This window comes from Bacillus sp. ok061 (assembly GCF_900108285.1).
Lineage (GTDB): Bacteria > Bacillota > Bacilli > Bacillales > Bacillaceae_G > Bacillus_A > Bacillus_A thuringiensis_S.
Genome location: NZ_FNUW01000068.1, coordinates 1 through 7,401 on the forward strand (window position 1 = coordinate 1; position 7,401 = coordinate 7,401).

A 7,401-nucleotide genomic window follows, 5' to 3' on the forward strand; every position below is an offset into this window, starting at 1 on the left:
AAATTCTTCTTTATATTGCTTGTAATCTTCCCACATCATATGTATTGTTACATTTGGAATGACACCATTAGTAAAGCATTTCTTATGCAGATATAAGAAAACTTCGAGATCAGCATTAGTAATACCATATAATTTATGCTTTCTTCCCGTTTTTTCTGCAAGTGCAGACATTGCGCGACGTGAAAAAGATGGTTTGGCTTTTTCGACAAAGCCTTCTACGTCAGCAATACGTTCTTCGTATGTCATGTGCTGTAGAATATCTTCTAAATAAGTATCTTTATAACTGTAGTACTTCTCTTCAAATGCTTCCACAAGCTTTTGCCAAGATTTGAGTGTTACTAAAACTGCGTTTGTTGTTTCCCCATTTAAGCTACGTTGATTTCGTATTACAAATGATTTCCCCATCTTTTTCACCTCCGTTCTACAAATTCAGAAATATATGCCAAAAGACTATAAAATATACCAATTTTGATTATAGCAAAACGAATTTTGTAAAAATGTGCCCTTTAAGAGAGTTTTTTTAAAAAAGCAACACCTCATGAGCCTTAGAGTCACAAAGGATTTGAAAAAAGTTCAAAAATTTTTTTGGTACGCGACTTGGGAAGGGGTGTTGCTCCTTTCTTGTATGATGCTATTTATTGAGATTAGGGGAAATCCTTTAATAACAATACTTTATAGATAGTCCAATTGATTTTTGGTACGCAACTTGGGAAAGATGTTGCTTCTTTTTTGAGAAAATGGGTACGCGACTTGGGAAAGGATTTTTATGTAATATATATATTGTTTTTTATTAAATATCTTAAACCACTTGATTTAACAGCGTTTATAGCTGGTTTTGTTAGTGAAATAGGTACGCGACTCGGGAAAAATGTTGCTTCTTTTTAACATGAAATTAAATAACTTAAATATTAGGTGTTGCTTGTTGAGAGAAAAAAGTACGCAATGTGGGAAAAATGTTGCTTATTTTAGTAGAAGGGTACGCAAGATGGGAAAGGTGTTGCATGTTTTACAGGAAGGGTATGCAAGATAGGGAAGATGTTGCATGTTTTACAAGAAGGGTACGCAAGATGGGGAAGATGTTGCATGTTTCACAGTAGGAGTACGCAAGATAGGAAAGATGTTGCATGTTTCACAGTAGGGGTACGCGAGATGGGAAAGATGTTGCATGTTTCACAGTAGGAGTACGCGAGATGGGAAAGGTGTTGCATGTTTTACAGGAAGGGTACGCAAGATGGGAAAGGTGTTGCATGTTTTACAGGAAGGGTACGCAAGATGGGGAAGATGTTGCATGTTTTACAGGAGGGGTACGCAAGATGGGGAAGATGTTGCATGTTTCACAGTAGGAGTACGCAAGATAGGAAAGATGTTGCATGTTTCACAGTAGGGGTACGCGAGATGGGAAAGATGTTGCATGTTTCACAGTAGGAGTACGCGAGATGGGAAAGGTGTTGCATGTTTTACAGGAAGGGTACGCAAGATGGGAAAGGTGTTGCATGTTTACAGGAAGAGTACGCAACGGGGGAAAGATGTTGCATATTATTTTTAGTAAATATAAAAAAAGAAGACGGAAAATCCGTCTTCTTTATCTAAGGCCAAATAATATCTGCTGATTTGTAAGCCCAGTCAAGGTATGCTGCTTTACCACCACTACTAAATGAGAGTTCAAAGTCACCAGCTTTAACGCCTTGTGGAAAACCTTCTTTGTTACTTTTCCATTCTAGTGCTGGATCGCCTACTCTAATTTCTTTGTTTTCAAAGTATACTTTTCCGCTAGCTACATGTTTAAGTGAAACATATAGATTAGATTGACCACGGTTTTTGATGTACACTTTAAGGTGACCGTATCCTGGGGTAACACTAAACTTAATAGTATCACTGCTTTTTGGCGGGTTATAGTTAGCCCCATTGTAAGTACCGCTATTCTCATCCATTACTCGAGCGCTAGCCCCCGTTGGAAATGAAAAAGCTGCAAAGACAACACTAAACATTAAAGCCACAGAAAATAACACTGTACATAGTTTGTTCTGTTTCATAACTTAATCCCCCTATCATCTAATAATTCATCTCAAATATAATCCTATTACCAAATAATTGGAAGTGTAATACTGATTTATCAATAATATTCAGAAAAATGAGTCTAATATTTATAGAAATCACAATGCTATATTAGTGTTGTGTATTATCTAGCAAAAGTACGCAAGATGGGAAAATGAGTAATGCCTTAAAGTAAGGTAATAGAAAGGAAAATGTTACAGTTTTTAAGAGTGGTTAAATTACCTTTAATCTGTACATACTTTCGAAACTCTATGTAGAATGGTATTAATGATTAGTAGCAATTGATATAATTGTATTAGAAGCAATTAGGAGGATTATTAGTGGAGAAGTTAAAAGTACTATTTCAAAACACTTTATATATAGCGTACCCTCTATTTACTGGAGTTGAGGGAAGTGAAAGAGTTTTAAATAAATGGCAACAATTCTATCAAGATGTAGAAAAAGATTTACAGAAGATATACAACTCAACTTATTCATCACAGACTTTTGAAAGGTTAGTAAAATGGGTTTCTAAAAAAGAAGTCTTAGGATTATCTGCGATAGACATTCTTCCCAGATTAGATAATCATAAAGAAGAAATTTTTGAATGTTTAAAAGATGATCTATTTATGGAGTTTGGGATTAAACTACCTGTTGCCGCGAAAGAGCTACCTTTAGATTCAGAGACCAAAAGTGATTATATAGAACGAAGTAATGCAGGATTTATGTATCATTTATCAGATACCATTGCTAAGAATAAGTTTACAGATGACCAGGATAAGAATGTTCGTATTGCACAGTTGCAGGATAAACAAAATAGTCTAGTGGTAGTCTCTTCACATGATGATGGCGATATGAAATTACAAAGAGAAGAGCTCAAAAGATGGAATACACTAATTGATTCTACTTTTTTAACTAGAGTAATGGATGATTTGACGGCGGATTGCCTTGATATTGTAACGGAACTATGGGTGAAGAGTGCGGAAAATGATAAGACTATTGTGCCTGTACATTATGAGCAGATATTAGAGATGTGTAATATGAAGCAAATCAAGAACGGTAAAGCTTATTATCGAAAAGAGGACAGATTAAAGATTATGGAGCGTTTAGCTGCCCTTGCCAGCATTTTTATTTATGTAAATGAAGATAATGAGATTGTGATATTAAATGAAGAGGATCCAAATGAAACCTTAGCTTATAAAAAGCAAAGAATTAGAAGGCTATTTGTAATGGACGAAATTATCATTGCAAAAGATATTGATACGGATAGAACATTAGGAATAGAGAGTATGAATGTTACACCAGGTAGCTTTTTATCGAAATATCTGTATGGTTCTGAAAAACTAACAGGTTTATTATCTAAGAAAGCACTAGAGTATAACAGCAAGCAACAAAGATATCACAAAAGATTAACCAGATATCTAAGTTGGCGTTGGCGTATTCAACAATCATATCAACATCTAACACATTCATATAGTATTGGCGGTCCTAAAGGGATATTACAAGTAATGGAGATAAGTATCAATAGAAAACCAAGTCTAATAAGACAAGTTTTTGAAAAGACATTAGATGATCTTATGAGGGACCAAGTTATTAAGGAATGGAAGTACTCTCCTGAGATTGATGAAGAAAAGTGTAAGGGGAAAAACTGGTTTGAGAGTTATTGGCTAAAATTAAAAGTAATTATTTCTCCTACAAATGAGCTTGTTAAATTACAACAAGAGTTGATTACTAAGAAAAATAAGCAACAGGCACCATTAATTATTGAGATTGAAGAAAAGCCACCAGTGATTGAAGAGAAGCCAATAAGTATACCAAATCAAGAAATACCTAATAGTATCGAGTTTTATATCGACAAGATGAACACGTATAAAGATAAGAATAATAAAAGCATTCGTGAGTTAGCGAAAGAAATTGATATTTCGTATTCAACGCTTTCGAGAATGCTATCTGGTAAAAGAAAACGGTTAAATGACGATACAAAGAATAAACTTGATAAGTGGATAGAGAGGCAAGAGGTAGTTAATTTGTTGTAAATTATGATTTAATATATAAAGGCAATTGTAAATCTATCCATTTTTGTTTATCAGCTAGGTTATAGCTATGAAAATAAAGTCGAACATATTAGTGTAAAAGAATGAATTGATCTAGAAAGCCCTTTAATTTTTTAGGTGCGAATGTATAGCAAACATGAAATTCCTAGTACATTCGCACCTAGAATTCTTAAACTTTATGAGGTGAATTTATAATTTTTATACAAATTACTTTATTTAATAAAAATATTTGTATACTTTTGAATAGAATTAAAGTATTTGTGATTGATTTTGAACACAAATCGGTGTCGCACCTCATATAGGTGCGTGGATTGAAATTCCTGTTAATTTGTCTGTAAAGACTTTAGAAGAAGTCGCACCTCATATAGGTGCGTGGATTGAAATAGAAGCAAACGGCAGCCATGGAAAACAACTTCCGTCGCACCTTATATAGGTGCGTGGATTGAAATTATAAAAAAGAAGTATGTTGATTTAGTTAAGCAGTCGCATCTCATAAAGGTGCGTGGATTGAAATATTGGACGTAAGCGTGCCGCCACGAAAAATGATAGTCGCACCTTATATAGGTGCGTGAATTGAAATCCATTAACGAAAATATAAAAAGCATACGTGCCGGTCGTATCTCATATAGGAGTGTGAGTTAGGACTGGTAAGATGCTTGATAGTAATTTAGTGTCTCTGCTGGAATAAGAGGACCTGTTTCAATACATACGGAAACAAGTGTTGATCCGATTGATATTACTAGTATGCAGATTACGAAAAGTGTAAATTCTGAGCTGGGGAAGGATAAAGGATCAGATACAATGGGGATGAAGCATCGTGTTGATTTTGGAGTCTATGTTTTTTATGGAAGTATCAACACACAGTTAGCAGAAATGACAGGTTTTACTAACGAAGATACGGAGAAAATTAAAAATGCACTGGTTACATTGTTTGAAAATGATGTATCAGCAGCACGCCCTGAAGGAAGTATAGAAGTACATAAAGCTTGTTGGTGGAAGCATAATTCAAAACTTGGCCAGTACCATTCCGCAAAAGTACACCGTTTACTGGATATTAAGCGGAACATTGACGAACCAAAATAATTGATGACTATAACATTTTGGTAAAAGAATTAGATAGTTTAAAAGTGACGATTATTGATGGACCGCAATGAAGAAAACATTAGAATGATTGAAGGAAAGCGTATTTATTAAAAAGTTAATCAACCATTTATTAAAGAAAAGTCGTACCTCTTGTAGGTACGTGGATTGAAATCAGGCTGTCGCTTAACGGTGTGGCTGGAGCGTTTTGTCGCACCTTGTATAGGTGCGTGGATTGAAATACTGTAGATCCTGTATCAGATACATAAATGATAGGTCGCACCTTATATAGGTGGGTGGATCGAAATCCATTAACAAAAATATAAAAAGCATACGTGCCGGTCGTACCTCATATAGGCGCGTGAGTTAGGACTGGTAATATGCTTGATAGTAATTTAGTGTCTCTGCTGGAGTAAGAGGAACTGCTTCAATTCATACAGCAACTAGTGTTGATTCAATTGACATTACTAGTATGCAGATTATGAAAAGTATAAATTCTGAGCCTGAGAAGGATAAAGGTTCAGATACGATGGGATGAAGCATCGTGTTGATCTTGGAGCTTATATTTTTTACGGAAGTATTCATATGCAATGAGTAAGGAATACAGATTTCACCAAAGAGGATGCGGAAAATATTAAAAATGAACTGGTTACATTGTTTGGAAATGATGGGTCAGCAGCACGCCCTGAAGGAAGTATAGAAGTACATAAAGTTTGTTGGTGGAAGCATAATTCAAAACTTGGCCAGTACTCTTCCGCAAAAGTACACCGTTTACTGGATATTAAGCGGAACATTGACGAACCAAAAACAACTGATGACTATAACATTTTGGTAAAAGAATTAGATATTTTAAAACTGGCGATTATTGATGGACTGTAATGAAAAAAAGTTAGAATGATTGAAGGAAAGCGTATCTATTAAAAAGCTAATTAACCATTTATTAAAGAAAAATCGTACCTCTTGTAGGTACGTGGATTGAAATAAAAGATGTGTTATATTTTATGTAAGAATTGCAGGTCGCATCTCACGTAGGTGCGTGGATTAAAATTTATGGATGTTTACGATTTCGATTACCGGGCTTGTCGCACCTTATATAGGTGCGCGGATTGAAATGGCATAGAAGGTGCTGGATCAACCTGCCCGAACTGTCGTACCTTATATAGGTGCGTGGATTGAAATAATGAGGATACCTTGCAAGTATGGACGCTTGGGAAGGGCGCACCTTATATAGGTGCATGTGGATTGAAATCAGGCACAGATCTTTAATATGTTAAATCTCCTTGTCGCACCTTTTGATGGTGCGTGGATTATAAGACTGGTAAGATAATTGATAGTAATTTAGTGTCTCTGTTAGAGTAAGAGGACCTGCTTCAGTTCATACGACGACTAGTATTGATCCGATTGACATTATACTAGTATGCAGATTACGAAAAGTGTAAGTTCTGAGCATGGGAAGGATAAAGGTTTAGATACGATGGGGATGAAGCATCGTGTTGATCTTGGAGCTTATATTTTTTATGGAAGTATTAATATGCAATGAATAAGTAAGACAGATTTCACCAAATGGGATACAGAAAATATTAAAAATGAACTGGTTACATTGTTTGGAAATGATGAATCAGTAACACGCCCTGAAGAAAGTATAGAAGTACATAAAGTTTGTTGGTGAAAACATAATTCAAGACTTGGCCAGTACTCTTCCGCAAAAGTGCACCGTTTATTGGATATTAAGCGGAACATTGACAAACCAAAAATAATTGATGACTATAACATTTTGGTAAAAGAATTAGATATTTTAAAAGTGGCGATTATTGATGGACTGTAATGAAGAAAACGTTAGAATAATTGAAGGAAAGCGTATTTATTAAAAAGTTAATCAACCATTTATTAAAGAAAAGTCGTACCTCTTTGAAGTGCACCCCAATTGTTAGACACAGCCTAACAATTGGAGGTGCATTTTTTATGGCTAAATTTTCTTCAAAAGAAAAAATCCAAGCGGTGAAACGATATTTAGATGGTACAGAAAGTGGAAAAACAATTGCTAAATCTATAGGAGTTAACCCTAGCGTACTTCGTGAGTGGATTAGACGATATGAGTCTTCAGGTGAAAAGGCCTTTGAAAAGTGCTATACATTCTACCCAGCCCAGTATAAACTAGATGTACTTTATTATATGAATGAACACGGGACATCTATCAGAGAAACAGCGGCACTTTTCAATATACCGTCTTATG

The 7,401-nt window shown here is 35.1% G+C and carries 4 protein-coding genes and 4 pseudogenes; 6 read left to right on the plus strand and 2 right to left on the minus strand.

The features are described 5' to 3' along the window. Window positions 1-405: pseudogene (locus C4S65_RS33490) on the minus strand (hypothetical protein); the annotation flags it as partial. Window positions 406-1,452: 1,047 nt separating this feature from the next. Here C4S65_RS33490 and C4S65_RS34840 point away from each other — a divergent pair. After that, window positions 1,453-1,590, plus strand: a complete 138-nt coding sequence (locus C4S65_RS34840) for a hypothetical protein (protein ID WP_181032180.1) — start codon at window positions 1,453-1,455, stop codon at window positions 1,588-1,590. Here the strand turns inward: C4S65_RS34840 and C4S65_RS33510 are convergent. Further along, window positions 1,587-2,033 (minus strand): hypothetical protein, encoded by a 447-nt coding sequence (locus tag C4S65_RS33510; RefSeq protein WP_098223815.1) that lies wholly within the window; start codon window positions 2,031-2,033, stop codon window positions 1,587-1,589. The two genes, C4S65_RS34840 and C4S65_RS33510, sit on opposite strands and share 4 nt — an antisense overlap. A gap of 342 nt (window positions 2,034-2,375) precedes the next feature. Between C4S65_RS33510 and C4S65_RS33515 the strand changes: the two genes are divergently transcribed. The 5 genes and pseudogenes from C4S65_RS33515 to C4S65_RS33540 form a co-directional block, all read left to right on the plus strand. Next, window positions 2,376-4,070 carry a helix-turn-helix transcriptional regulator gene (locus C4S65_RS33515; RefSeq protein WP_103945919.1) on the plus strand — a complete coding sequence of 565 codons (1,695 nt, stop codon included), beginning with the start codon at window positions 2,376-2,378 and terminating at the stop codon, window positions 4,068-4,070. 690 nt (window positions 4,071-4,760) lie between these two features. Further along, window positions 4,761-5,242 (plus strand): annotated as a pseudogene (gene cas7c / locus C4S65_RS33520) (type I-C CRISPR-associated protein Cas7/Csd2); the annotation flags it as partial. A gap of 326 nt (window positions 5,243-5,568) precedes the next feature. Continuing rightward, window positions 5,569-6,047 (plus strand): annotated as a pseudogene (locus tag C4S65_RS33525) (type I CRISPR-associated protein Cas7); the annotation flags it as partial. Between the two features lie 464 nt (window positions 6,048-6,511). Further along, window positions 6,512-6,993 (plus strand): annotated as a pseudogene (locus C4S65_RS35615) (type I CRISPR-associated protein Cas7); the annotation flags it as partial. A gap of 137 nt (window positions 6,994-7,130) precedes the next feature. Continuing rightward, window positions 7,131-7,401 (plus strand): transposase (locus C4S65_RS33540; RefSeq protein ID WP_142391614.1); only part of this gene is annotated, 271 nt, incomplete at its 3' end.

What these genes read in the sequence shown, in the direction of transcription:
- C4S65_RS34840 (WP_181032180.1), top strand. Translation starts at nt 1,453, where the DNA reads ATGTTTTACAGGAAGGGTACGCAAGATGGGAAAGGTGTTGCATGTTTA.
- C4S65_RS33510 (WP_098223815.1), bottom strand. Translation starts at nt 2,033, where the DNA reads ATGAAACAGAACAAACTATGTACAGTGTTATTTTCTGTGGCTTTAATG.